This window comes from Lebetimonas natsushimae, assembly GCF_002335445.1.
In the GTDB taxonomy this organism is placed as follows: Bacteria; Campylobacterota; Campylobacteria; order Campylobacterales; family Nautiliaceae; genus Lebetimonas; species Lebetimonas natsushimae.
Genome location: NZ_BDME01000007.1, coordinates 1 through 25,131, shown reverse-complemented (window position 1 = coordinate 25,131; position 25,131 = coordinate 1). Strand labels below are relative to the sequence as shown.

The following is a 25,131-nucleotide window of genomic DNA, read 5'->3' as shown; positions in this document are numbered from 1 at the left end:
AGATTTTTGTGGGACTTAATTCGGGGCTTTGCCCTTTCTTTTAAGCTCTTAAAAAAGAGTTTAAATGAGCGGGCGTAGCTCAGTTGGCTAGAGCGTCAGCCTTCCAAGCTGAGGGTCGCGGGTTCGAGTCCCGTCGCCCGCTCCAGTTTAGGGCAGTAGCTCCAATGGTAGAGCGGCGGTCTCCAAAACCGCTTGTTGGGGGTTCGAGTCCCTCCTGCCCTGCCATTACCAATTTTTGGAAGAGGTATAAAAAATTGAAAATGGAAAAAGAAAAATGAAAAGTGAAAAAACTAAAAAAAATTCTTTTGATGTTAAAAGTTTAATTAAATATTTAAAAGAAGCAAAAGTTGAACTTGATAAAGTTATATTTCCAACAGCTAATGAAGTAAAACAATCATTTATTTCTGTAGTTACAGTGGTAACGGTAGTAACTGCGTTTTTGGGAATTGTTGATTTGATAATGAGTGGAATTTTAAAAGCTGTATTATAAGGAACATTATGGAATGGTATGCATTACAAGTATATTCTGGTAGTGAACTTGCTGTAAAAAAAGCAATTGAAAATTTAAAAAAAGAAGAACATCTTGAAGATAAAATAGGTCAAGTAATTGTTCCGACTGAAGAAGTTTTAGAAGTAAAAAACGGACAAAAAAAAGTTTATGAAAGAAGCATTTATCCAGGATATGTGTTTTTAGAAGCAAATTTAGATACAGCGTTGTGGCATAAAATACAATCTCTTCCAAAAGTTGGTAGATTCATTGGTGAATCTAAAAAACCAACGCCCCTTAAAAAAGAAGATGTTGAGCTAATTTTAGAAAAAGCAAAACAAAAAAGTGCACCTAAACCAAAAGTTTCTTTTGAAGAAGGTGAAATTGTAAGAATAAACGAAGGTCCATTTGCGAATTTCACAGGAGAAGTTGAAGACTTCGATTATGAAAAAGGAATGCTAAAACTAAACGTAACTATTTTTGGTAGAAGTACTCCTGTTGAAATTCATTACACTAAAGTTGAAAAAATCGTATAAAGGATAGGCAATGGCTAAAAAAGTAGTTGATGTATTGAAACTTCAAATTCCAGCAGGAAAAGCAAATCCATCACCTCCAGTAGGACCGGCACTTGGTCAAAGAGGTGTAAATATTATGGAATTTTGTAAAGCTTTTAATGAAAAAACAAAAGATATGATGGGATACAATATTCCAGTTGTAATTACAGTTTATGCAGATAGAAGCTTTACATTTATTACAAAACAACCGCCTGTTACAGACTTTTTGAAAAAAGCGGCAGGAATTCAAAAGGGTAGTTCTAACCCATTGAAAGATAAAGTTGGAAAAATAACAAAAGCTCAGCTTAGAGAAATTGCTGAGAAAAAAATGCCGGATTTAAATACCGACGATATTGAAGCGGCTATGAAAACAATTGCGGGAAGTGCAAAATCTATGGGAATAGAAATAGTTGATTAAGACCACTGTGTGTGGAAGTAAGAAATTTACGAGGAGTGAATATGGCAAAAAAACATGGTAAAAGATATTTAGAGCTTCTGAAAAAAATAGATAAAGATGTATATTCATTAAAAGAAGCTGCTGAGAAAGTAAAAGATTTAAAATCTGCTAAATTTGACGAAACAGTTGAATTGGCACTAAAACTTGGTGTTGACCCAAGACATGCAGATCAAATGATCAGAGGAAGTGTTGTATTACCTCATGGAACAGGTAAAAACGTCAAAGTTGCAGTGGTTGCAAATCCAGCAAAAATTGATGAAGCAAAAGAAGCTGGTGCTGATTATGTTGGTGATGAAGTATTAGAAATGATTGAAAATGGAAATTTAGATTTTGATATTTTAATTGCTACACCTGATATGATGGGAAAACTTGGTAAATTCGGAAGAATCTTAGGACCAAAAGGTCTTATGCCAAACCCTAAAACAGGGACAGTTACAATGGATATAGCCCAGGCTGTAAAAAATGCTAAAGCGGGGCAAGTAAACTTTAGGGTTGATAAAAAAGGTAATATGCACGTTGGTATCGGAAAATCTAGCTTTTCACCTGAAGCTATATATGAGAATGCAAAAGCTTTTGTTGAAAAAATTAATAAAATGAAACCGGCAAGTGCAAAAGGTAGATATATTCAAAATGCTGCACTAAGCCTTACAATGAGTCCAAGTTTAAAACTAGATGTAAACGAATTAGCAGAATATAAATAGGCTTTGGCCTAAGTCCATGTGACTTAGAAAGCAGGTGGGTAATCCTTAATATCCTGCCGAGTCTAAGTGAAAGGAGCTTTATGAAAAAAGAATTAAAAAAACAAATAGTTGAGGAACTCAGCCAAGAATTTACAAAAGATGTAAGTGTCTTTTATGCTGACTATAAAGGACAAACTGTTCAAAATCTTGAAGAATTAAGAAAAGCAGTAAGAGAAGCAGAAGGTAAAGCAAGAGTAATTAAAAATACACTTGCAAAAATAGCTTTTGCAAACAACGGTGTTGAAGTTGATTTTGAAGAAAACAATATTTTTATTTGGGGTGAAGACCAAATAACTTTAGCAAAAATTATTACTAAACATGCTAGCAAATATAAAGATACATTTAAAATCAAAGGTGCAGTAGTTGAAGGTGAAGTTAAAGATACAGCATATGTTGAAGAAGTAAGTAAACTTCCAACAAAAGAAGAATTACTTGGAATGGTTGCATTTATGATGAAAGCTCCTATTGCAAAATTTGCATGGGGATTAAATAAATTAATAGAAAAAAAATCTGAACAATAAAAATAAGAATAAAAAAATAAAGGAGAGATAATGGCTTGTACATTTGAACAAATTTTAGAAACAATTGAAAATTTAACTGTAAAAGAATTAAATGAATTAGTAAAACTTTTTGAAGAAAAATTCGAAGTTAGTGCACAACCAACTGTTGTAGCTGGTGCTGGTGCTGCTGGTGGTGAAGCTGCTGAAGAAAAAAGTGAATTTGATATAATCTTAAAAGCACCTGGTGCTAAAAAAATCAATGTAATTAAAGTTGTAAGACAAATTACTGGTGCAGGACTAAAAGAAGCTAAAGAAATGGTAGATAATACTCCATCAACTATTAAAGAAGGTGTATCAAAAGAAGAAGCTGAAGAAATTAAAAAACAACTTGAAGAAGCAGGAGCAGAAGTAGAAGTTAAATAATTCTTGCTTTTTTTCTTTTTTTTTGATATAGTTCCTATTTGTTAAAACCCCTACTAAAATCTGCGCAGGAGAGCCAATGTTAAATGAATTAAAATCAGCCAATAGGTTAAGATTAGACTTTTCAAAAGTACCTCAAATTGTTGATATTCCAAATTTACTACATTTACAACAAAATTCTTTTAAAGATTTCATAAATTTACAAGAACCGGAAAAAAGTGGTATAAATCGTGTATTTAAATCGATGTTTCCTATTACCGACACTCAAAATAGGGTAACGCTTGAGTACGTTGGAATAGAGTTTAAAAAACCTAAATATACAGTTAGAGAATGTATGGAAAAAGGTCTTACATATTCTATTCCTATTAGAATAAAAATAAGACTTATTGTACATGAAAAAGATGAAAAAACCGGTGATGTTATAGGTATTAAAGATATAAAAGAACAAACTCTGTTTATTAGAGATATACCTTTAATGACTGAGAGGACAAGTTTTATAATAAACGGTGTTGAGAGGGTAATAGTTAACCAGTTACACAGAAGCCCTGGTGTTATCTTCAAACAGGAAGAAGCTCAAAATTCAAATAAACTGCTTTATTCTGCTCAAATTATTCCAGATAGAGGGAGCTGGGTATATTTTGAATATGATGTAAAAGATGTTTTATATGTTAGAGTTAATAAAAGAAGAAAAGTACCGGTTACTATACTTCTTAGGGCGATGGATTATTCAAAAGAAGATATTTTAAAAATGTTTTATCCTATATTGGATATTAAAATTAAAAACAATATGTTTTTAATGCCAAGTTCTCAGCTTGAACCTGGAAAACTTGATTATGATTTAAAAGATGAGAACGGAAATATTTTATTAGCTGCAGGTAAAAGATTAAGCGATAGAAAACTTAAAAAAATCCAGGAAGAATACGAATATGTTGAATATCCACTAGAACTTCTTATGGATAGACACCTTGCTGAACCTATTTATGATCCAGTTACAGGAGAAGTGCTTTTTGATACTTTAACTATTCTTAATGATGTTAAACTTAAAAAAATTCTTGAATCTCAAATTACTGAATTTAAAATTGTAAATGATTTAGCCCCTGGTGTTGATGATGGCATACTTAGAGCATTTCATCAGGATATAGAAACACTTAAAATTCTTAAACAGACTGAAGGTGTTGAAAACGAAAACGATTTGGCAAGAATCAGACTTTATAAAGTTATGAGACCTGGAGAGCCTGCCACTGTTCAGACTGCAAAAGAACTTTTTGATAAACTATTTTTTGACCCTGAAAGATACGACTTAAGTAAAGTTGGTCGTATGAAAATGAACCATAAATTGGGTCTTAATATTCCTGATGATGTCACAGTTTTAACATATCAGGACATTATTAAAACAATTCAATATTTAATAGGTGTTAAAAATGGTATCGGTCAGATAGATGACAGAGATCATTTAGGAAACAGAAGAATAAGAAGTATAGGTGAGCTTCTTGCAAAAAGACTGCAAGAAGGTCTTGCTAAAATGCAAAAGACAATTAAAGATAAAATGACTACAATTACAAATGTAAATGATTTAATGCCTATGGATTTAGTTAATACCAAGCTTATTACAACAACCATACTTGATTTCTTTGCAACAGGGCAGTTATCTCAGTTTATGGACCAAACAAACCCTCTTAGTGAAGTTGCTCATAAAAGAAGACTCTCAGCCCTTGGTGAAGGTGGTGTTACAAGAGAGAGAGCCGGATTTGAAATCCGTGACGTTCATCCAAGCCATTATGGAAGAATTTGTCCTATTGAAACACCCGAGGGTCAAAACATAGGACTTGTAAACACTTTATCAATTTATGCAAAAGTTAATGAATACGGATTTATTGAAGCTCCGTACAGAGTAGTAAAAGATGGAAAAGTTACAGATGAAATTGTATATCTTACTGCAACTCAGGAAGAAGAAAAAGTAATAGCACCGGCCAGTGTAAAAATTGATGAAGAAACCGGTGAAATTATAGGGGATTTGGTAGAAGCCAGAAAAGACGGTGAAATTATCTTGGTTGATAAAAAAGAAGTTGATTTATATGATTTAAACCCTAAAATGATTATAGGTGTTGGGGCTAGTTTAATTCCATTCCTTGAACATGACGACGCAAACAGGGCATTAATGGGTTCTAACATGCAGCGTCAGGGTGTGCCTCTACTTAGAAGTGAAGCTCCAATTGTCGGTACCGGAATTGAAAAATACGTTGCACGTGATGCTTGGCAGATTGTAAAAGCGAAAAGAGGCGGAAAAGTAATCAAAGTTGATGCAACAAATATTTATATTTTAGGTGAGGATGAAAACGGTGCATACATTGACCATTACGGACTTGAAAAATATCTAAGAACTAACCAAAATACATGTTTTGACCAAAGACCTATTGTAAAAGAGGGTGATATTGTAAAAGCGGGTGATGTTATTGCAGACGGACCTAATATGGATAACGGTGAGATTGCACTTGGTAAAAACGTAATGGTTGCATTTATGCCTTGGAACGGATACAACTACGAAGATGCTATTGTTTTAAATGAAAGATTAATTAAAAATGATACATATACCTCTGTTCATATTTATGAAGAAGTTTGCGAGGTAAGGGAACTTAAACACGGACTTGAGGAACTTACAACCGATATTCCGGGAGTAAAACCTGAACATTTAACACATCTTGATGAAAGTGGAATTGTAAAAGTTGGAACTTATGTAAAACCAGGAATGATTTTGGTTGGAAAAGTATCTCCTAAAGGTGATACTAAACCGACACCTGAAGAGAGATTGTTAAAATCAATTTTTGGTGACAAGTCAGGTCATGTAGTAAATTCATCTCTTTATGCACCCGCTAGTATGGAAGGTGTGGTTATTGATGTCAAAGTTTACACTAAAAAAGGGTATGAGCTTGATGAAAGAGCTAGAAAAGCACATGAAGAAGAAAAAGCTAAAATAGAAGAAATTTACAAAAACAAACTTTCAATAATTGATAAAGAGGAAGTTTTAGCCCTTGCAACACTTTTAAGTAATAAAGAATTAATAAAAGATGTTGAATTAAACGGAAAAAATTATAAAGCAGGCGAAAAATTGCCAAAAGAAGAACTTTTAAATATTAATAAATTTTTACTTTTAAGTTTAGTTGAATATTATGATGAAGACACTAAAAAAGAATTTGAAAATATTACAAACAAATATCTAAAAGAAAAAGATAACATCAGAAAAGATTATGATGAAAAAATTGAAATACTTGAGCGCGATGATATTCTGCCAAACGGTGTAGCTAAAATGGTAAAAGTTTATATTGCCAATAAAAGAAAAATAAAAGTCGGTGATAAAATGGCGGGTAGGCATGGTAACAAAGGTATTGTAAGTATCATTGTACCTGAAGAAGATATGCCGTATATGGAAGATGGAAGAACTGTTGATGTTGTTTTAAATCCTCTAGGGGTTCCATCACGTATGAATATTGGGCAGATTTTAGAAGTTCATTTAGGACTTGTTGGTAAAAAACTTGGTGAACAACTTCAAAAAATGCTTGATGAAAAAAGAGCCGATATGGCTAAACAACTTAGAGATAAAATGAAACAAATTGTTGAAGTGGCGCATTTTGGAGAACATTACAAAAACTTCCTTGAAAGTCTAACTGATGAAGAATTATTAAAATATGCAAGAGACTGGGCTAAGGGAGTTAAGTTCTCAACTCCAGTTTTTGAGGGTGTTACAGATGAAGAATTTAAAAAACTTTTTGAAATGGCCGGAATTCCGGAAGATGGAAAAATGCAGCTATATGACGGAAAAACAGGTGAACCTATTAAAGAGAGGGTTAATGTCGGATATATGTATATGATGAAACTGCATCACTTGGTTGATGATAAAGTTCATGCAAGAAGTATAGGACCATACAGTTTAATTACCCAACAGCCAGTCGGGGGTAAAGCACTGTTCGGTGGACAAAGATTCGGGGAAATGGAAGTTTGGGCACTTGAAGCATACGGTGCCGCATATAACCTAAAAGAGATGTTAACTACTAAATCAGATGATGTGGAAGGTAGAAACAAAGCTTATAGAGCCTTGACAAAAGGTGAAAATGTTCCAATTGAGGGACTTAGTGAAACTTTCTTTGTTTTAAGTAAAGAGCTTCGTGCACTTGGACTTGATTTAGAGTTTTATAAAAAGGAAGAAGATGAAGAAATTTAAATATGTAAAACTTGATTGGGACGAAGAAAATAGACCACAAGACATTGATGCAGTTCAGGTGAAAATTGCATCACCTGAGGAGATTCTTTCTTGGTCTCACGGTGAAGTTAAAAAGCCGGAAACAATCAATTACAGAACTTTAAAACCGGAAAGAGACGGTCTGTTTTGTGCAAAAATTTTTGGTCCTATTAATGATTATGAATGTCTTTGCGGAAAATATAAAAAAATGCGCTATAAAGGTATTGTATGTGAAAAATGTGGTGTAAAAGTAACAACTTCTAAAGTTAGACGTGAAAGATTCGGTCACATTGAACTTGTTACACCTGTAGCGCATATTTGGTATGTATCTAACCTTCCAAGTAGAATTGGTACATTACTTGATATTAAAATGAAAGACCTTGAGAGAGTACTTTATTATGAAGCATATGTAGTATACGAACCGGGCGATGCTCCTGTTAAAAAAGGCGATGTCTTAGTAGAAGAAGAATACAGAAAACTAGTTGAAATATATGGAGATTCCGGTTTTCATGCAGAAATGGGTGCTGAAATTATCAGAAGAATGCTAGAAGAACTAGATCTTCCTGATATGTATTATTCTCTAAAAGAAGAGCTTAAATCAACAAGAAGCGAAGCCAGAAAAAAAGAAATTGTTAAAAAATTAAAAATTGTTGAAGGGTTTTTAAATTCAGACAACAGACCTGAGTGGATGATTATGACTGTTATTCCTGTTCTTCCACCAGATCTTAGACCACTTGTGGCACTTGATGGTGGAAAATTTGCAGTTGCCGATGTAAATGATTTATATAGAAGAGTAATTCACAGAAATCAAAGATTAAAAAGACTTCTTGAACTTGATGCACCTGAAATTATTATTAGAAACGAAAAAAGAATGCTTCAAGAAGCGGTTGATGCCCTTTTTGATAACGGTAGACGTGGTAATACAATAAAAGGCGCTAATAAAAGACCTCTTAAATCACTTAGTGATATTATTAAAGGAAAAACAGGGAGATTTAGACAAAATCTTCTTGGTAAAAGGGTTGACTATTCAGGAAGAAGTGTTATTGTAGTTGGACCAAATCTTAGAATGGACCAATGCGGTCTTCCTAAAAAAATGGCGCTTGAGCTATTTAAGCCTCATATTATCGGAAAACTTGAAGAAAAAGGTTATGCAACTACGATTAAACAGGCAAAAAGACATATTGAAGAGAAAACACCTGAGGTTTGGGAATGTCTGCAAGAAGTGGTTGACCAGTATCCGGTATTATTAAACAGGGCACCAACTCTGCATAAACTTTCAATTCAGGCATTCCATCCGGTATTAATTGACGGAAATGCCATTCAACTTCATCCATTGGTTTGTGCGGCATTTAACGCAGACTTTGACGGTGACCAAATGGCTGTTCACGTACCGCTTAGCCAGGAAGCCATAGCTGAGGCTAAAATTTTAATGCTAAGTAGTATGAATATCTTGCTTCCTGCATCTGGTAAAGCTATTGCCGTACCTAGTCAGGATATGGTTCTTGGAATTTATTATTTATCTTTAATGAAAAACAAAGTAAAAGGTGAACACAAATTATTTTCAAATCCTGAAGAAGTTCTTATGGCTCTTGATGAAGGGGCAGTTGATTTACACGCAAAAGTGAAAGTTAAAGTTAAAAATGAGATTATTGACACAACACCTGGTAGAATGATTTTACATTCAATTGCACCTGATTTTGTACCTGTTGAGATGTATAATAAAATTATGAAGAAAAAAGACATTTCAAATCTTGTAGATTATGTTTATAAAAAAGGCGGACTTAAAGTTACTGCCCAGTTTCTAGATAATTTAAAAGATCTTGGATTTAAATATGCTGCAAAAGTAGGGGTATCTATTTCTGCTGCCGATATTGTGGTTCCGGAAGAAAAACAAGAAATTGTAAATGAAGCTCTTAAAAAAGTCAGGGAAGTTCAAGACCAATATAAAAAAGGTCTTTTAACCGATCAGGAAAGATACAATAAAATTATCGATATATGGACAAAAGCAAACAACGATATTGCCGATAAATTGATGGAACTTATGAAAAAAGACAAAGACGGATTTAATTCAATTTATATGATGGCAGACTCAGGAGCAAGAGGTAGTGCAAGTCAGATTAAACAGCTAGCAGGTATGAGGGGTCTTATGGCAAAACCTAACGGAGAAATTATTGAAACTCCGATTATTTCAAACTTTAAAGAAGGTCTAAACGTACTTGAATTTTTCCTATCAACCCACGGAGCCAGAAAAGGTCTTGCCGATACAGCACTAAAAACTGCGAGTGCAGGATATTTGACAAGAAAACTTGTTGACGTTTCTCAAAACTTCAGGGTTACTATGGAAGACTGTGGAACACATGAAGGAATTGAAGTTACTGATATTACTGATGGTTCTACTTTGGTTGAATCTTTGGAAGAAAGAATTTACGGAAGAGTATTAGCTGATGATGTATACGACCCGATTACAAATGAAGTTTTATTTACAGAAGGTACTTTAATTACAGAAGAAGAAGCAAAAGAGATTGTAAGAAAAGGTGTTAAATCAGTTAAAGTTAGAAGTGCTCTGACTTGTAAGGCTAAAAAAGGTATATGTGCTAAATGTTACGGAATGAATTTGGCTGAGAGAAAACTTGTAAAAGTTGGTGAGGCTGTAGGTATTCTTGCTGCTCAGTCAATCGGTGAGCCTGGTACTCAGCTTACACTAAGAACATTCCATACCGGTGGTATTGCAGGTTCTACTCAGGAAGAAAGAGAAATTGTTGCTAAAAAACACGGATATATCAGATATTATAATATTGAAACTTATGACAGAAATGGTAAAAAAATTGTTGCAAACAGAAGAAATGCGGCAGTACTTTTAGTAGAGCCAAAATTAAAAGCTCCTTGTGACGGAATTGTTACAATTGAATCTCAACACGAAGAAGTTATTGTTGAAGTTAAATGTGATGATGGAAGCATTAAAAGATATTCACTTAGAAAAAATGATATTGTAAAAGGTACTGAACTAGCCGGAATTGCAGGTAAAACAGAAGGGAAACTTTATATTCCTTACAAAAATCAAAAAGTTGAAAAAGATGATGCCATTGTAGAGGTTATTAAAGAAGCATGGTATGTTCCTCAGAGAATTCCTTACGGTGCTGAGCTTAAAGTAGAAGATAATGAACCGGTTCCAATGCCTGTAATTGCAGATGTTGAAGGTACAATTAAGTATTACAAACTAACAGGTGATCATCTTGAAAGGGTATATGACCTTAAAGCCGGACAGGAAATCGGACTTGATAATGAGTATAAAGGACTTTTTGCCGTAATTGTTGATGAAAATGACAGAGAAGCTGACAGATATTATATTGTAAGAGGAAGCAAAATCCTTAAGGATGACAATGCTCATGTAAAAGCAGGAGAAGTTATTGCTGAACCGGTAAGCGGTGAAAATAAAGTAATTGCGGAATGGGATCCGTTTGCTAATCCAATCTTAGCCGAAGCTGATGGTGTAATTAAATTTGAAGATGTAATTGATGGATTTACCGTAACTACTCAAATTGACGAATTAACAGGTGAGAGCAGAATTATAGTAAAAGAGTATCTGCCAAAAGGATATCAGCCAAGAATTCTTCTTGCGGCGAAAGACAGAGTGTATGAATATGTACTTGAACCAAAAACAGTTATTCACGTTCAAGAAGGTGCTGAGGTTAAACAAGGTGATATCTTAGCTAAAACACCAAAAGCGGTAGCAAAATCTGCGGACATTACAGGAGGTCTTCCAAGAGTTAACGAACTGTTTGAAGCGAGGCGTCCTAAATCACCTGCAATTATCAGTGAAATTGATGGTACTGTTAAATTTGGAAAAAGTGTTAGAGGAAAACAAAGAATTGTTGTTGAAGGCGAAGCTAGCGTAAAAGAATATTTAGTGCCGGCTGACAGACAGATATTAGTTCATGAGGGCGATTTTGTTCATGCAGGTGAGAGACTTACAGACGGACAGGTTTCAAGTTATGATATTCTGAATATTTTAGGTGAAAAAGCGCTTCAACAATATATTGTAAGTGAAGTTCAAAAAGTTTACAGACTTCAGGGTGTTAACATTAACGATAAACATATTGAACTTATTATCAATCAAATGTTAAGACAGGTGAAAATTGTAGATAGTGGTGATACTAAATTCATTGAAGGTGATTTGGTAAGTAGAAAAATGTTTAATGAAGAAAATGAAAGAATTAAAAAATTCGGTGGTGAACCTGCCATTGCGGAACCGGTCCTTGTAGGTATAACAAGAGCGGCCATTCAATCAGACAGTTTCATAAGTGCCGCATCATTCCAGGAAACAACAAGGGTTCTAACAGAAGCTAGTATTCAAGGTAAGTTTGATTATCTTGAAGACTTTAAAGAAAATATTGTTCTAGGAAGAGTTGTGCCTGTTGGTACAGGAATGTTTTATCACAAAGAAAGAGATGTTAAAATAGAAGGAGAAGAATAATTTTCTCCTTTTTTGCTATAATAAGCAAAAAGGAGAAAAGTTGAAAAAGGTTTTAATTTCTTTTTTCTCTGTTATTTTAGTTCTGGTAGCATTTGTAATATTCTTATTTACACCTCCTGGAAATGCACTTTTAAAACCGATTGTTGAAAGTCAAATTAATTCAAATTCTCCTGTAAAAATATCTTTGGAAAAATTTAGAGTAGGTTTTGGTACTCTTGATATAAAAGCCGATTTTTTAAATAATTCATCTGCTGTTATAAAAGGTATTTATTCACTCTTTTCCCAAAATTTTGATATTGATTATAAAATTCATATTGATAATTTGAATGATTTAAAAAATATTGTTAATTATCCACTAAGAGGCAGTGTAAATACAAGCGGGAATATCAAAGGAGATTTGCAAGATATAAAAATTAAGGGTGTTACAGATTTTGCCAGGAGTAACAGTGATTATTTTATAGAAATTAAAAATAAAGCAGTTTTAAAAATTTTGGCAAATATTAAAAATCTGGATTTGGCAAATCTGCTTTATATAGTAAATAAACCTAAATTTATAAATGGGAAATTAAATTCAAATATTGTATTAAACAGTATTGATATAAATAATTTAGACGGTAATATAAAAACTTATATTAAAAATGCTGTAGTTAACAGAAGTTTATTAAAAAGAGAATATAATTTAACTTTGCCAAAAACAGTTATAAATTTAGATTCGAATGTTAATTTAAAAGGTAAAAAAATAGATTTTTTTGCCAATTTAATTTCAAATCTGGCAAAAGTAAATGTAAACGGTTTGTTTGAAAACAATTATTTAAATACAAAATATAAAATAAATATTGGAAATTTATCAGTTTTGACCCCGGTTATCAATCAAAGAATAAGAGGGACATTTAAAACAAATGGTAACGTAAAAGGGAAAACTGATAATTTAATAATCAGCGGTATTGCTTATTTGGCAGATGGTAAAATCAGTTACAAAACTGCATTGAATAAAAAAATATTCTCTTATAATATAAATAAACTTAAAATATCACAACTACTTTATATGTTATATCAGCCAAGATATAGTTACGGAGTAATTAATTCAAACGGTAAATTAAGTTTTGATAAAAAGATAAACGGAATTGTAAATTTAAATGTTTCAGGTAAAACAGATAAGTATGTCTTATATAAAGAATTTAATTTTACAAATGCCGCAATTTCTTATAATTTAAAATCAGATATTATTATTAAAAATTCTGTTGCTTTTATAAAAAGTAAATTAAATTCAAATGTGGCGAATGTTAATTTGCCTGATTCCAAATATGATATCAGTAAAAATGTTTTTGCAAGCAGTTATATAGTAAATATTCCCAATTTGGATAAACTTTATTTTGCCACCCATAAGCATTTAAAAGGTAAAATTAGAGTAGTTGGTAAAATTAAAAAAGACAAGGATTTATTAGTTACAGGGAACTCTAAAACTTTAGGCGGAGTTGTCGATTATAAACTTTTTAATAATGATTTTTATTTAAATGCTAAAAGTTTATATGTTGTAAAACTTATGGATATGCTGATTTATCCTCAAATTTTTGACTCAACAGCAAATATTGATTTGAAATACAATCTTTTAAATAAAAAAGGTATTTTAAATGCCTTTTTATTAGACGGTCATTTCTTACCTAACAAACTTAGCTTTTTAATTAATTCTTTGGCTCATTTTGATTTAACAAAAGAGATTTATAAAAAAACGATAATACATTCAGTAATAAATGATAAAAAATTAACTACAGATTTGGATATGACAAGTAGACTCACACATATATCTTCAAAAAAAGCATTTATAGATTTGGAAAAAGAGTATGTTGATGCAAAAATCTTGTTAGAAATTATGAAAAGACCTATTTATGTTAAATTAAAAGGTAAATTAACAAGTCCTAATATAAAAATAGATGCTAAAGAGTTTTTAAAATCTGAAATAAAAAACAGGGTGAAAAAGGAAATAAAAAAACAGATTGAAAAAAATCTACCTATAAATAATCTATTTAAATTTTAATTTCCTTTTTTTAAGTAAATAATAATTAAAAAAATTAAATTTTTGTTTATTATTTTGGTATAATTCCACACTAAAAAACTAATAAAAGGAAGAGAATGCCTACTATAAACCAATTAGTTAGAAAAGGTAGAAAAAAAGTTATTAAAAAATCAAAATCACCAGCACTTGTAAGCTGTCCTCAAAGAAGAGGGGTTTGTACAAGAGTATATACAACTACTCCTAAAAAACCAAACTCAGCTTTAAGAAAAGTTGCAAAAGTTAGACTAACTTCTGGATACGAAGTAATTAGTTATATTCCAGGTGAAGGTCACAACCTACAAGAACACAGCATCGTGCTTGTAAGAGGTGGTAGGGTAAAAGACTTACCAGGGGTTAAATATCACATCGTAAGAGGTGCCCTAGATACAGCTGGAGTTAAAGGAAGAGTTCATTCTAGAAGTAAATACGGTACTAAAAAAGCTGAAGCTGGTAAAAAATAATAATTTTTATTTAGTGTAGCATTAGGTCAATTTGCATTTTGGTTATAGTAGGAGGATTTTTTTAATGGAAAATGTAGAATGTATAATGGATAATAAAAAATTTTCAATTATCCATTTTCAATTATCCATTGATTTTAGCCTCCTCACTGCCAAAGATGGTAGAGTAAGTTCCCTGAAATTGGGAAAATAAAACTGAAGAGAAGGAGATTTTATGAGAAGAAGAAGAGCGCCAAAAAGACCGGTAATGCCGGATCCGGTATTTAATAGCGAAGTAGTTACTAAATTTATTAACAAAGTTATGTGGGATGGTAAAAAAACATTAGCAGAAAGAATTGTATACGGTGCCATTGAAAAACTTGATACCAAAGAAGAAGGTACCAAAGGAATTGATATATTCTTTAAAGCTATTGAAAATGTAAAACCGCTTTTAGAAGTTAGAAGTAGAAGGGTTGGTGGGGCTACTTATCAAGTTCCAATGGAAGTAAGACCTGAAAGACAACAAACTCTTGCAATCAGATGGATTGTTGATGCTGCAAGAGCTAGAAATGAAAGAACAATGGTAGACAGACTTGCAAATGAACTTTGGGATGCCGCAAACGAAAGAGGAGCAGCATTTAAGAAAAGAGAAGATACTCATAGAATGGCAGAAGCTAACAAAGCATTTGCTCATTACAGATGGTAAAATTAGGAAATTTCTAAAATGGATATTTTCCCCTTTTTTCCTCTTATTTTAAAAACTACAAATTCTGATATAATTTCAAAAAATTTAAGGAGATAAAATGCCAAGACAAACGCCTATTGAAAAGGTAAGAAATATAGGTATTGCTGCGCATATTGACGCAGGAAAAACTACTACAACTGAGAGAATTTTATATTATACAGGTGTTAGCCACAAAATCGGTGAAGTGCACGAGGGTGCAGCTACTATGGACTGGATGGAACAGGAAAAAGAAAGAGGTATTACAATTACTTCAGCTGCAACTACATGTTTCTGGAAAGACCATCAAATTAATATTATTGACACTCCGGGACACGTTGACTTTACAATTGAAGTTGAAAGAAGTATGAGGGTACTTGATGGTGCTATTGCAGTATTTTGTGCTGTTGGTGGTGTTCAGCCTCAGAGTGAAACTGTTTGGAGACAGGCAAATAAATATCATGTACCAAGAATTGCATTTGTAAATAAAATGGACAGAATTGGTGCTGATTTTTACAATGTTGAAAAACAAATCAGAGAGAGACTAAAAGCAAATCCGGTTCCAATTCAAATTCCAATCGGTGCGGAAGAAAATTTCAAAGGTGTTGTAGATTTAGTTCAAATGAAAGCTCTTGTATGGGAAGATGAAGCGGCTCTTGGAAGTAAATATGAAATAGAAGATATTCCTGCTGAACTCATGGACAAGGCTGAAGAATACAGAGAAAAATTAATTGAATCAGTTGCTGAAACTGATGAAGAATTAATGGAAAAATATTTTGCAGGTGAAGAACTTACTGTTGATGAAATTAAAGCGGCTATTAAAAAAGCAACACTTAATCTTGAAATTGTTCCAATGTTATGCGGTACTGCATTTAAAAACAAAGGTGTTCAACCATTACTTGATGCAGTAATTGATTATTTGCCTGCACCTACTGAAGTTACTTGGATTAAAGGTATTGATCCTAAAACTGGTGAAGAAATCAGTGTAAACCCAGGTGATGACCAACCATTCAGCGGACTTGCATTTAAAATTATGACTGACCCATTTGTTGGTAAACTTACATTTACAAGATTTTATTCAGGTGTAATTAAAGCAGGAAGTTATGTATTAAACTCAACTAAAAATAAAAAAGAAAGAGTTGGTAGACTTCTTAGAATGCATGCAAACAAAAGAGAAGAAGTCAGTGAATTTTACAGCGGTGAAATCGGAGCAATCGTAGGTCTTAAATATACATTAACTGGGGATACTTTATGTGATGAAAATAGACCGATTATTCTAGAAAAAATGGAATTCCCAGACCCGGTTATCTCTGTGGCAGTTGAGCCTAAAACAAAAGCTGACCAGGAAAAAATGGCTATTGCTCTTCAAAAACTAGCTGAAGAAGACCCAAGCTTTAGAGTAACAACTGATGAAGAAAGCGGACAGACTATTATTTCTGGTATGGGAGAGTTGCACCTTGAAATTATTGTAGACAGACTTAAAAGAGAATTTAAAGTTGAATGTAATACAGGTAAACCTCAGGTTGCATACAGAGAAACTATTAAATCTCAGGTAGAACAAGAATACAAATATGCAAAACAATCAGGTGGTAGAGGTCAATACGGACATGTGTTCATAAGACTAATCCCACAAGAACCTGGAAAAGGTTATGAATTTGTTGATTTGATTAAAGGTGGAGTAATTCCAAGAGAATATATTCCAGCAGTTGACAAAGGGATTCAAGAAGCGGCTCAAGGCGGTGTGTTAGCTGGATTCCCAGTGGTTGACTTTAAAGTGGAACTATTTGATGGTAGTTACCATGAAGTTGACTCAAGTGAAATGGCGTTTAAACTAGCAGGTTCAATGGCATTTAAAGAGGGTGCTAAAAAAGCAAACCCTGTTATACTTGAGCCAATTATGAAAGTTGAAATCGAAGTTCCGGAAGAATATATGGGTGATGTTATCGGTGATGTTAACAGAAGAAGAGGTCAGGTAAACTCTATGGAAGACAGTCATGGAATTAAAAAAATTACTGCATATATTCCGCTTGCAGAAATGTTTGGATATTCAACTGACCTTAGAAGTATGACTCAGGGTAGGGGAACTTATGTAATGCAATTTGACCATTATGAAGAAGTACCACAAAACGTAGCAGCAGAAATCATTAAAGAAAGACAAGGTTAATCCTTTGTCTTTTTTTTTAAAAACCGTTATATAAAAAAATATATAAGGAAAAAAGATGTATTATACAAAAGAAGATATTGCAAGGCTTATAAGCGAGGATATGCCTTATTTTGATTTAACTTCAAAACTTCTAAATATTGAAAATCCTGGAAAAATTTCCTTTTATACGAGAAAAGATACAGTTGTTAGCGGTAATAAATTAGTATCGATGCTTGCTGATGAGTTAAATTTAAAAGTAACATTTAGAGAAAAAGATTCAAGATTTATTACTGCTGGTAATAAAATATTTGAAGCAGAAGGGGAAAATGTTTTAATTTTATGGAAAGTTGCTCAAAATATTTATGAATATGCCCTAAGTGTAGCAACATATACATATGAAATGACACAAAAAGCCAGAGTGCATAATCCAAATATTGAAATTTTAACAACCCGAAAAATAATTCCTTTTACTAAAAAAATAGCCCTGAATGCTGTAATAGATGGAGGAGGTTTGCCTCATAGGATTACAACTAGTGAAACTGTTTTAGTATTTGATAATTACATTAAACTTTTTGGTGGATGGGAAAAATTTTTTAAAGAATTTCCTAAACTCAAACAAAGATCAATAGAAAAAAAATGGGTTATTGAAGCAGATAATTTAGAAATGGCTAAAAAACTTATAGATATAGAAGTGGATGTTGTTCAGCTTGATAAAGTTGATGTTGAAACAACTAAAAAAATAGTGGAACTTGCGCATCAAAAAAATATAAAAGTAATAAGCGCAGGTGGAATAAATATTAATAATGTGCAAGATTATGCAAAAGCAGGAGTTGATTCAATAGTTACAACAGCCCCTTATTTTGCAAAAGGGGCTGATGTGAAGGTGGTTATAGAGAATTTTTAAGTTCTTTTACCCACCCTTCCATTACTTCGTTTGCAATTAAAGCAGGTGCTTCAAGAAATGCTATTTCAAATTTGTCTTCATATTCAGTAACACCTATACTTCTTGGTCTAACTGCTGCTATTTTTCCGTTTAGTATTTTATTTCCAAAACAGAATATTATTATTTTACAATCTTTTATTCCCTCTGCAATTTCTCCGTTTTGCAGATTTTTTGTGTGATTATAATGGTCAAATTCTCCAATATATGTACAAATCGGATGTGAATCTATTTTATTTTTAAAAAATTTGATTATTTCATTAGTTGTTTTATAATGAGTTTCATTTTTATCTATATCTAATATAAAAACCGGATATTTTTCCTGCAAAATCATTTGTTGCATGTTATCTCCTTAAATTTTTCGCAACTTTATCTTAATAAGTTTAAATTATTGTTAATATAAGTAAAAATTATATATTTTTGATGTATAATTATAAAAAAAAGGTTTTTTAGTTGAATAGAAGAGATTTTTTATTAACTTCATCAGCTTTACTGTTTCCAAATTTAGTTTTTGCCAAATCAAATCATCATATTATTTTACCAACAAAACCTTTTGAATATTTCCATAAAAAAGGCAATGGTAAAAGAATTTTAATAATAGGCGGAATTCACGGTAATGAAATGGGGGCTTATAAAGCCGCCGATTTATTGGTTGAAATGGATATAAAAGCTGATGTTTTGATTATTCCGAGAAGTAATTTTACTTCTATTTTGGCAAACGTAAGAGGTTATAACGGAGATATGAACAGAAAATTTGATTATATCTCAAAAAACGACCCGGATTATTATTATGTTGAACTTTTAAAAGAGGCGATACTTGATTTTAAACCGGATTTATTGATTTCTATGCATGACGGATATGGATTTAGTTCAAGGAATCATCATGCTTGGGGCCAAAGTATTGTAATAGATGAGAATAAATATAAAAATTTTGACCTTTTAAAAGAAGCTTTATATATAAAAAACAATGCGAATAAATATCTTAAATGGCCAGTTTCTCTTATCAATACAAAAACATTCAGCGGAAACACGCACAAAGAGCAGAAAAAAGCACTTACAGGCTGGTGTTTGAAACATAATATAAAAGCGTTTTGTATAGAAGCTTCCAAACAGCTTCCTTCATTAAAAGACAAAATTTATACACATTTTGTAATGCTTAGGGAGTTTTTTAGATTGTATGACATTAAATCTGATATTGATCATTATATAAACAATTTAAATATAAAAAATGTTATACCGGAAGTTACATTGAAAATAAACAATAAAATATATAAAATTAATAAAAATACAGAAATTAAATTATCGGATATTTCAGATATTAAGGTAGTTGATATTCAAGGAGATAGGGGAAGTTTTGTAATTCCAAGAGGAGTTAATTTAAACTGGAGAAAATTTTATTTTAAAAATTTAACTTTAGAAGTAAAAAATGATTTTGAAACAAAATATAAAATTTTTTTAAGGAGCTAATATGGCATATGAAATAATAATAGATAATGATAATAAAAAAATTGAACTCCATTCGGATTTATGTGATAGATTTATTGAAATAAAAACAAGTTTTGATAACGATTATGAATATGTTAATTTTCATTTATTTGACGAAGTGGAAAATTTTTTAAAAAAGCAAGAATATGAAGATTATGAAATAATAGAATGTGAAGAATGTAATCCGAGGGAAAACAGAGATAAATTAGACGAAGAATATGACGATTTTTATGAAGAATTTCCAGAAGATGATGAAGATAATCCAACTTGCTGTCCTTTTTAGGTATAATTTCATAAAAAGGAGATAAAATGTTTAAAGAATGTTGTCCAGAATTAATTCCGGTTATGGAAAAATTAGCAGCTGAAAATCCACATATTGATGCATTAATTAAAAGACACGCTGAACTTAATCAATTAATAGATGATGTTGAAGCCGGCAGAGAACATATGGAAGAAATCGAACTTGATAAACTTAAAAAAGAAAAATTACATATTAAAGATGAAGTTTATCAGGCAGTATTAGAATATAAAAAAGCTCATACTCTTTGAGCTTTTTGTTTTTTATAAATTATTTGGTGACAGTCACTAAAAAAAAACTAGTTGACAAGAACAATAATTTTTATTAAAATACGTTATATAAAAAAATATATAGCGAAAAAAAAGAGAAAAAGTATGAAATTTTTAATAAGTTTATTTTTTACTGTTTTTTTATTTGCAAATGAAATTTTTGTAGCTTCTGCTACCGGCAATGCTTATGCTATGCCTGAAATAATTAAAGAATATAATAAAATTTATCCAAATGATAATGTTCATTTAATCTTTGCTAGCAGTGGAAAATTAACAGCTCAAATAATGCATGGGGCTAAATATGATATATTTTTAGCTGCAAATATGAAATATCCTCTTTTTTTGTATAAAAAAGGAATTGTTTTAACAAAACCAAAAATTTATGCATATGGGACAATAGTTCTTTTTAGTAGAAAACCAATCAATGGAAATTATAAAGATATTATTTTAAATGCCACTTCTATTGCAATTGCAAATCCCAAAACAGCCCCTTATGGAAAGGCAGCTGTAGAATTTTTAAAAAATACTGGTTTATATGATAAAGTTAAAGATAAACTCATATATGCCGAAACTGTTTCAGCTGCGTTTAATTATTCTCTGCATTCTACTGATATCGGAATAATTGCAAAATCTCTATTGTTTTCTCCTAATACAAAAAAATATAAAAACTGGATAAATTTGCCGAATGGTTATACTCCTATTAATCAGGGAGTGGTTTTATTAAATAAAAAGGCTGAAAATTTTTATAATTTTTTATTTTCAGATGAAGCTAAAAAAATTTTTAAAAAATATGGATACATTGTCAAATAAAAAATGTAAAATGGATAGTGTAAAATGAATAAAATAAAAGCAGAATTGGTTGAAATAAAAAACAAAGATGATGTTAATTTATTAATATTTAAGTGTAAAGGCAATTTTATAAAAGTTATTACACTTGAGATTAATTTTGATATTGATGAAGCTAATCTTTTTTTTAAACCTACAATGGTTTCAATCTCAAAAGAAAAATGCAAAACAAGTATTGAAAATAATTTAAAAGCCAAAATTTTAAGTATAGAAAAAGGAGAAATTTTTTCCAATATTTATTGTAAATATAATGATGAAGAAATAGAAGTTATAATTTTAAATGAATCTGTTAATAAACTTAATTTAAATATAAATGATGAGGTTTATCTGATGATAAAAGCAAGTGATATAGGAGTTAGTGTTGATTGATTTCACGCCTTTTTTTCTTTCATTTAAACTGGCTTTTTTTGTAACTGTTATATTGCTTTGTATAGGTGTTCCTTTTGCTTATTTTCTTTCAAACACAAGATCAAAAATAAAACCTGTTTTAGAAGCTGTGAGTGCCCTGCCGATTGTATTGCCTCCATCTGTGCTTGGGTTTTATATGTTGATTTTACTTTCCCCTGATTCAATTATAGGAGAAACTGTATATAAACTTTTTAATGTAAAACTTGTATTTACTTTTGAAGGGTTGATTGTGGCAAGTTCTCTTTATTCTTTTCCTTTTATGATTCAGCCTCTGCAAAACGGGTTTGAGAATATAGATAAAAGGCTTATAGAAGCTAGTTTCCTGAGCGGAAAAGGTAAAATCAGAACTCTTTTTAAAGTAATTTTGCCAAATATGAAAAGTTCAATTCTTACGGCAATTATAATAACTTTTGCGCATACAATCGGGGAGTTTGGAGTTGTTTTAATGGTTGGAGGTTCGATTCCAGGTAAAACAGAAGTAGCAAGTGTTGCAATTTATGATTATGTGGAAATGATGGATTATAAATCTGCCCATTTTTACAGTGCCATTATGCTTATAATCAGTTTTTTGGTTTTGCTTTTTGTTTATATTTTTAATGAAAGAGAAAAGAAAAAATATGAATTATTTTAAAATAAATAAAAAACTTCACGGAAGTTTGGGAGATATGGTCTTAAATGTTGAATTTTCCCTTGAAAAAGGGGATTTTTTAGCAATAATGGGAGAGAGCGGCAGTGGAAAGACCACTCTTTTAAGAATCATAGCAGGACTAGAAAAGAGTAACAGTAAAATTATTGTAGATAATGAAATTTGGCAGGATGAAAAAAATTTTTTACCTCCCCAGAAAAGAAAAATAGGATTCGTTTTTCAGGATTATGCCCTGTTTCCCAATATGAACGTAATAGAAAATTTACTTTATGTTCAAAAAGATAAAAAATTAGCAGAATTTTTGCTTGAAATTACTAATTTAAAAGAACTTAAAAACAGATTTCCAAATACATTAAGCGGTGGTCAAAAACAAAGGGTCGCACTTGCAAGGGCTTTAATGAGAAAACCTAAAATTCTTTTAATGGACGAGCCTTTTTCCGCACTTGATCCGTCTATGAGGGAGAGTCTGCAAAAAGAAATTTTTCTTTTACATAAAGAGTTTAATTTAACAACAATTATGGTCTCCCACTCTCCTAGTGAAATCTATAAACTTTCAAATAAGGTGATAGAAATAAAACAGGGAAAAATAATTAAAAATTCAAATACAAAAGAAGTATTATTAAAACACAGCGGATCGGCAAAATTTGCATTTGAAGCTAAAATATTGGATTTAAAAAAAAGCGATATTATAAATATTGCTATTATTTCCATTGGAAATCAGATTAGTGAAATAGTGATTACAAATAAAGAGGCAAAAAATTTAAAAATAGGGGACAGTGTAATAGTATCTACCAAAGCTTTTCATCCAAATATTAAAAAAATTAAATAAAAGTATTGACAAAAAAATTTTTTTTATTTATAATTTCAATCCACAAAGCGGAGTGTAGCGCAGTTTGGTTAGCGCACCTGGTTTGGGACCAGGGGGTCGGGGGTTCGAGTCCCTCCACTCCGACCACTCATTACAAGTGAGATGCTTTCGAGCTGCCCACTTGTGGTGGGTGTAGCTCAGGTGGTTAGAGCACCAGGTTGTGGCCCTGGGGGTCGCCGGTTCGAGTCCGGTCATCCACCCCATTGTTCTATCCAGTTAAGCGTCCGTAGCTCAACTGGATAGAGCAACGGACTTCGGATCCGTAGGTTGTAGGTTCGAGTCCTACCGGACGCACCAAAAAGCTTCTCAGATATGCGCCCTTAGCTCAGCTGGATAGAGCAACGGCCTTCTAAGCCGTAGGTCGCAGGTTCGAGTCCTGCAGGGCGTACCACTTTTAAACAGCTTCTAATATATGCGGGAGTGGCGGAACTGGCAGACGCGCTAGACTTAGGATCTAGTGCCGCAAGGCGTGGAGGTTCGAGTCCTCTCTCCCGCACCATTGATTTAATCTTTTATAAAATTGCTAAATTAAGTTTAGTATTATAATTAATTATTATAAATGGCTTTATGTTTTTTTGGTAATTCTAAAATTAAGTTTTTAGGCATATATTTTATTTCTTTTCTATCTATGTTAAAAATTTCTATTTTATTTTTATTGTAGTAAATTTTGGTATTTTTATTTTTTGGTATGGTAGCAATTATTTTTTTTATTTCATCATTAAGATTTACTTTATAATTTGTAGGTTTAATTTTTATATTAAAATTTTTTAGCATATTATTAAAACTTTTAAGTAATTTATTAGCTCTATCTTTAAAAAGAATATTGTAAAAATCTAATTTTTCAGGGTTTCTAAAAAGTTTATTTATTCTATAAACACCTTTAATTGGCGGTGTTTGAACACAATTGACATAATTGTTTTTAAAAATATTTCTTTTACCTTGGATGCTGAAGGCTTTGCCTCCTCTAATACATCCTATAGTATTATCCATAAAAGTATCGTTATTAGTATGATTTCCTCTAATACCAGTAGCATTGGGATTAGTTGCGGTTGTACCGTTAGCATAAAGCGTATTAGCTATAAAATCTATGTTATCAGCTTTATTTAAAGAAGCACCTTTACCATTAAATAAAATAAGATTGTATTTTATAAGATATCTTCCATAGTAAAGACCTTTTTTTGCTCCTTTTTTTACAACATCGTCACGTTGTTGAATTAGAATGCTTTCACCTTCATCTATAACCAATTTTACAAAACCTTTTTGAAAAACATGGGAAATAATTCTGCTTTCATTTGAAAAAATTAAATTATTAGATATATCTATTTTTCTTTTATTGGTACCATCGAATTGAATAATGTTTTTTACAACCAAACCGCCTGTTCCTCCAGTACTCCACCAAGCATTATTATAAATGATATTGTGATATATTTTTATATAATCACTATGACCTGTAACTTTAATGCCGGCTCCCGGATAGCAGCCAATTGCATTATTTTTTATAGTTATATGATGCCCTTTTATTAAAAGACCTGTAATTTTATATTTTTTAGGCGGATTCCACCATGATGATATTACATTTTTATATTTTATTTTTTCAGCATATCCTTTAAAATTTAATCCTTTTATTAATAAATAATTGCCTTTTATAATCCAATTGCTTCGAATAGTTACTTCATCTCCCGGATAAGGGGCTATTGTAATATAAGCTTTTGAATTTCCTTTGCATTTAATAATTGGAAAATGGATATTATATATGCCATTGTGAAAATATATTACATCTCCTCCTGAAGCTTCTTTACAAATTTTGGTAAGTTTTGAAACTGAAGAATTATCAATAATGAATATTCTAGCTTGAGCTGTAGATATAAACAAAAATATAAATATAATTATTATAAAGTTTTTTTTATTCATAATTTACTTTTTTATTTATAAATCGGATTTTATTAAATTAACAATAGTCTTAATATAGTTTAAAATTTTTGTTTTATTATTTTTTTACTATAAATATTAATTTTTTGTTAATTTCAAATTTTTTCAGAAAAAACAGGAAAGAGTACTTGACAGGGGGGAGAAAATATAATATACTTTCATTCCCAAAACGCAAGAGAGCGTGATGGAGATGATTGAGAGCTTAGAGATAAGTAGCAGGCC

Annotated in this window: 22 protein-coding genes and 7 tRNA genes; 27 read left to right on the top strand and 2 right to left on the bottom strand. The window is 31.4% G+C overall.

What is annotated here, in order from left to right; genetic code table 11:
* Positions 1-68 precede the first annotated feature (68 nt).
* The 15 genes from LNAT_RS08220 to modD all read left to right on the top strand — a co-directional run bounded on the left by LNAT_RS08220 (position 69) and on the right by modD (position 18,124).
* A tRNA-Gly gene (locus LNAT_RS08220) sits at positions 69-145 on the top strand.
* Between the two features lie 4 nt (positions 146-149).
* Positions 150-225 (top strand) — tRNA-Trp (locus tag LNAT_RS08215).
* A gap of 49 nt (positions 226-274) precedes the next feature.
* A complete protein-coding gene (gene secE / locus LNAT_RS08210) occupies positions 275-490 on the top strand; it encodes a preprotein translocase subunit SecE (protein WP_096260132.1) in 216 nt (71 codons plus the stop codon).
* A gap of 8 nt (positions 491-498) precedes the next feature.
* The gene (gene nusG, locus LNAT_RS08205) at positions 499-1,023 is read left to right on the top strand and encodes a transcription termination/antitermination protein NusG (protein WP_096260131.1); all 525 of its coding nucleotides are present in this window, start codon (positions 499-501) and stop codon (positions 1,021-1,023) included.
* Between the two features lie 10 nt (positions 1,024-1,033).
* On the top strand, positions 1,034-1,459 hold the full coding sequence (gene rplK, locus LNAT_RS08200; protein ID WP_096260130.1) for a 50S ribosomal protein L11: 426 nt from the start codon (positions 1,034-1,036) through the stop codon (positions 1,457-1,459).
* Positions 1,460-1,500: 41 nt separating this feature from the next.
* A complete protein-coding gene (gene rplA, locus LNAT_RS08195) occupies positions 1,501-2,199 on the top strand; it encodes a 50S ribosomal protein L1 (RefSeq protein ID WP_096260129.1) in 699 nt (232 codons plus the stop codon).
* A gap of 80 nt (positions 2,200-2,279) precedes the next feature.
* The gene (rplJ, locus tag LNAT_RS08190) at positions 2,280-2,759 is read left to right on the top strand and encodes a 50S ribosomal protein L10 (RefSeq protein ID WP_096260128.1); all 480 of its coding nucleotides are present in this window, start codon (positions 2,280-2,282) and stop codon (positions 2,757-2,759) included.
* Positions 2,760-2,789: 30 nt separating this feature from the next.
* Positions 2,790-3,161, top strand: coding sequence for a 50S ribosomal protein L7/L12 (gene rplL / locus LNAT_RS08185; RefSeq protein ID WP_096260127.1), 372 nt, complete (start codon positions 2,790-2,792; stop codon positions 3,159-3,161).
* A 76-nt stretch (positions 3,162-3,237) separates the two neighbouring features.
* Complete coding sequence (rpoB, locus tag LNAT_RS08180) at positions 3,238-7,374, top strand: DNA-directed RNA polymerase subunit beta (RefSeq protein ID WP_096260126.1); 4,137 nt, start codon at positions 3,238-3,240, stop codon at positions 7,372-7,374.
* Entirely contained in the window at positions 7,361-11,866 is a 4,506-nt protein-coding gene (gene rpoC / locus LNAT_RS08175; protein ID WP_096260125.1) for a DNA-directed RNA polymerase subunit beta', read from the top strand. Before rpoB ends, rpoC begins: the two co-directional genes overlap by 14 nt.
* A gap of 40 nt (positions 11,867-11,906) precedes the next feature.
* A complete protein-coding gene (locus LNAT_RS08170; RefSeq protein WP_096260124.1) occupies positions 11,907-13,901 on the top strand; it encodes a translocation/assembly module TamB domain-containing protein in 1,995 nt (664 codons plus the stop codon).
* A gap of 95 nt (positions 13,902-13,996) precedes the next feature.
* Positions 13,997-14,380 carry a 30S ribosomal protein S12 gene (gene rpsL / locus LNAT_RS08165; RefSeq protein ID WP_096260123.1) on the top strand — a complete coding sequence of 128 codons (384 nt, stop codon included), beginning with the start codon at positions 13,997-13,999 and terminating at the stop codon, positions 14,378-14,380.
* Between the two features lie 211 nt (positions 14,381-14,591).
* Complete coding sequence (gene rpsG, locus LNAT_RS08160; protein WP_096260122.1) at positions 14,592-15,062, top strand: 30S ribosomal protein S7; 471 nt, start codon at positions 14,592-14,594, stop codon at positions 15,060-15,062.
* Positions 15,063-15,159: 97 nt separating this feature from the next.
* A complete protein-coding gene (fusA, locus tag LNAT_RS08155; protein WP_096260121.1) occupies positions 15,160-17,241 on the top strand; it encodes an elongation factor G in 2,082 nt (693 codons plus the stop codon).
* 55 nt (positions 17,242-17,296) lie between these two features.
* Positions 17,297-18,124, top strand: a complete 828-nt coding sequence (gene modD, locus LNAT_RS08150) for a ModD protein (protein ID WP_096260120.1) — start codon at positions 17,297-17,299, stop codon at positions 18,122-18,124.
* On the opposite strand, the gene LNAT_RS08145 is transcribed toward modD, so the two are convergent.
* Positions 18,108-18,503 (bottom strand): DUF6858 family protein, encoded by a 396-nt coding sequence (locus LNAT_RS08145; RefSeq protein WP_096260119.1) that lies wholly within the window; start codon positions 18,501-18,503, stop codon positions 18,108-18,110. The two genes, modD and LNAT_RS08145, sit on opposite strands and share 17 nt — an antisense overlap.
* A gap of 110 nt (positions 18,504-18,613) precedes the next feature.
* Here LNAT_RS08145 and LNAT_RS08140 point away from each other — a divergent pair, with 110 nt between their 5' ends.
* The 12 genes from LNAT_RS08140 (at position 18,614) to LNAT_RS08085 (ending at position 23,479) form a co-directional block, all read left to right on the top strand.
* Positions 18,614-19,627, top strand: coding sequence for a M99 family carboxypeptidase catalytic domain-containing protein (locus LNAT_RS08140; RefSeq protein ID WP_238594022.1), 1,014 nt, complete (start codon positions 18,614-18,616; stop codon positions 19,625-19,627).
* Between the two features lies 1 nt (position 19,628).
* A complete protein-coding gene (locus LNAT_RS08135) occupies positions 19,629-19,928 on the top strand; it encodes a hypothetical protein (protein WP_096260118.1) in 300 nt (99 codons plus the stop codon).
* A gap of 26 nt (positions 19,929-19,954) precedes the next feature.
* Positions 19,955-20,194: an HP1242/YdcH family protein gene (locus LNAT_RS08130; RefSeq protein WP_096260117.1), complete on the top strand. Its 240-nt coding sequence runs from the start codon at positions 19,955-19,957 to the stop codon at positions 20,192-20,194.
* Between the two features lie 123 nt (positions 20,195-20,317).
* Complete coding sequence (gene modA, locus LNAT_RS08125) at positions 20,318-21,022, top strand: molybdate ABC transporter substrate-binding protein (protein ID WP_096260116.1); 705 nt, start codon at positions 20,318-20,320, stop codon at positions 21,020-21,022.
* A gap of 24 nt (positions 21,023-21,046) precedes the next feature.
* The gene (locus tag LNAT_RS08120) at positions 21,047-21,427 is read left to right on the top strand and encodes a TOBE domain-containing protein (RefSeq protein WP_096260115.1); all 381 of its coding nucleotides are present in this window, start codon (positions 21,047-21,049) and stop codon (positions 21,425-21,427) included.
* Entirely contained in the window at positions 21,423-22,097 is a 675-nt protein-coding gene (gene modB / locus LNAT_RS08115; RefSeq protein ID WP_420795374.1) for a molybdate ABC transporter permease subunit, read from the top strand. Before LNAT_RS08120 ends, modB begins: the two co-directional genes overlap by 5 nt.
* Entirely contained in the window at positions 22,084-22,941 is an 858-nt protein-coding gene (locus LNAT_RS08110; RefSeq protein ID WP_096260113.1) for an ABC transporter ATP-binding protein, read from the top strand. The genes modB and LNAT_RS08110 overlap by 14 nt, the downstream gene beginning before the upstream one ends.
* A 48-nt stretch (positions 22,942-22,989) precedes the next feature.
* A tRNA-Pro gene (locus tag LNAT_RS08105) sits at positions 22,990-23,067 on the top strand.
* Positions 23,068-23,106: 39 nt separating this feature from the next.
* Positions 23,107-23,183 (top strand) — tRNA-His (locus tag LNAT_RS08100).
* A gap of 17 nt (positions 23,184-23,200) precedes the next feature.
* A tRNA-Arg gene (locus LNAT_RS08095) sits at positions 23,201-23,277 on the top strand.
* Between the two features lie 17 nt (positions 23,278-23,294).
* Positions 23,295-23,371 (top strand) — tRNA-Arg (locus LNAT_RS08090).
* A gap of 23 nt (positions 23,372-23,394) precedes the next feature.
* Positions 23,395-23,479: transfer RNA gene (locus LNAT_RS08085), tRNA-Leu, on the top strand.
* Between the two features lie 47 nt (positions 23,480-23,526).
* On the opposite strand, the gene LNAT_RS08080 is transcribed toward LNAT_RS08085, so the two are convergent.
* Entirely contained in the window at positions 23,527-24,891 is a 1,365-nt protein-coding gene (locus tag LNAT_RS08080; RefSeq protein WP_096260112.1) for a polysaccharide lyase domain-containing protein, read from the bottom strand.
* Positions 24,892-25,131 lie beyond the last annotated feature (240 nt).

Coding starts and splice junctions, on each gene's coding strand:
- rplA (WP_096260129.1), top strand. CDS start 1,501: ATGGCAAAAAAACATGGTAAAAGATATTTAGAGCTTCTGAAAAAAATA.
- rpsL (WP_096260123.1), top strand. CDS start 13,997: ATGCCTACTATAAACCAATTAGTTAGAAAAGGTAGAAAAAAAGTTATT.
- LNAT_RS08120 (WP_096260115.1), top strand. CDS start 21,047: ATGAATAAAATAAAAGCAGAATTGGTTGAAATAAAAAACAAAGATGAT.
- LNAT_RS08080 (WP_096260112.1), bottom strand. CDS start 24,891: ATGAATAAAAAAAACTTTATAATAATTATATTTATATTTTTGTTTATA.
- fusA (WP_096260121.1), top strand. CDS start 15,160: ATGCCAAGACAAACGCCTATTGAAAAGGTAAGAAATATAGGTATTGCT.
- modA (WP_096260116.1), top strand. CDS start 20,318: ATGAAATTTTTAATAAGTTTATTTTTTACTGTTTTTTTATTTGCAAAT.
- LNAT_RS08110 (WP_096260113.1), top strand. CDS start 22,084: ATGAATTATTTTAAAATAAATAAAAAACTTCACGGAAGTTTGGGAGAT.
- nusG (WP_096260131.1), top strand. CDS start 499: ATGGAATGGTATGCATTACAAGTATATTCTGGTAGTGAACTTGCTGTA.
- LNAT_RS08135 (WP_096260118.1), top strand. CDS start 19,629: ATGGCATATGAAATAATAATAGATAATGATAATAAAAAAATTGAACTC.
- rplJ (WP_096260128.1), top strand. CDS start 2,280: ATGAAAAAAGAATTAAAAAAACAAATAGTTGAGGAACTCAGCCAAGAA.
- rplL (WP_096260127.1), top strand. CDS start 2,790: ATGGCTTGTACATTTGAACAAATTTTAGAAACAATTGAAAATTTAACT.
- rpsG (WP_096260122.1), top strand. CDS start 14,592: ATGAGAAGAAGAAGAGCGCCAAAAAGACCGGTAATGCCGGATCCGGTA.
- modD (WP_096260120.1), top strand. CDS start 17,297: ATGTATTATACAAAAGAAGATATTGCAAGGCTTATAAGCGAGGATATG.
- rpoC (WP_096260125.1), top strand. CDS start 7,361: ATGAAGAAATTTAAATATGTAAAACTTGATTGGGACGAAGAAAATAGA.
- secE (WP_096260132.1), top strand. CDS start 275: ATGAAAAGTGAAAAAACTAAAAAAAATTCTTTTGATGTTAAAAGTTTA.
- LNAT_RS08145 (WP_096260119.1), bottom strand. CDS start 18,503: ATGCAACAAATGATTTTGCAGGAAAAATATCCGGTTTTTATATTAGAT.
- rpoB (WP_096260126.1), top strand. CDS start 3,238: ATGTTAAATGAATTAAAATCAGCCAATAGGTTAAGATTAGACTTTTCA.
- LNAT_RS08130 (WP_096260117.1), top strand. CDS start 19,955: ATGTTTAAAGAATGTTGTCCAGAATTAATTCCGGTTATGGAAAAATTA.
- rplK (WP_096260130.1), top strand. CDS start 1,034: ATGGCTAAAAAAGTAGTTGATGTATTGAAACTTCAAATTCCAGCAGGA.